The organism is Pseudomonas sp. TREG-RG-20F-10-E-6-01 (assembly GCF_022662455.1).
Taxonomy (GTDB): domain Bacteria; phylum Pseudomonadota; class Gammaproteobacteria; order Pseudomonadales; family Pseudomonadaceae; genus Aquipseudomonas.
In genome coordinates, this window is the sequence record NZ_JAKNQP010000045.1 from 1 (window position 1) to 434 (window position 434).

1 protein-coding gene is annotated in these 434 nt (G+C 56.9%); it reads right to left on the minus strand.

Going from position 1 to position 434, the window contains the following annotated elements; all coding sequences use genetic code 11:
• The coding region (locus L8K08_RS30200; protein WP_242201993.1) for an RHS domain-containing protein at positions 1-434 on the minus strand (434 nt) is incomplete at both ends.

The following is a 434-nucleotide window of genomic DNA, read 5'->3' on the forward strand; positions in this document are numbered from 1 at the left end:
AACCCAATCGGATCCGGCGTCGTAAACCGCCCCACATCCGGATCATAAAACCTGAACGTATTGAAATGCAGCCCCGTCTCCCGGTCCAGATACTGCCCCTGAAACCGTAGATTTTGTTCCTCGATGTAATAAGGCTCGCGCGCCTCTTCCAGCGTGCTGCCCCACACCCGGTAAGTCGCCTGCCAGACGCTGTGTCCGTCAGCTTCGGTCAGTTGCTCCGGCAACCCGTTCAGGTCGTTGTGGTAGTAACGAATTTTCTGCAGTGGGCCGTCACCGTCGACGCGGGCCAACGGTTGATAGCCGCCGTCGTCTTCATACACATAAAGACTGGTTTGACTGTGCTTGTGCTCCTGCAACAACCGCAGCCCATCCCACATGAACCGGGTTTCCCCCAACGGATACCCATCGCTGCCATGCTCGGTTTTTTCAACCCG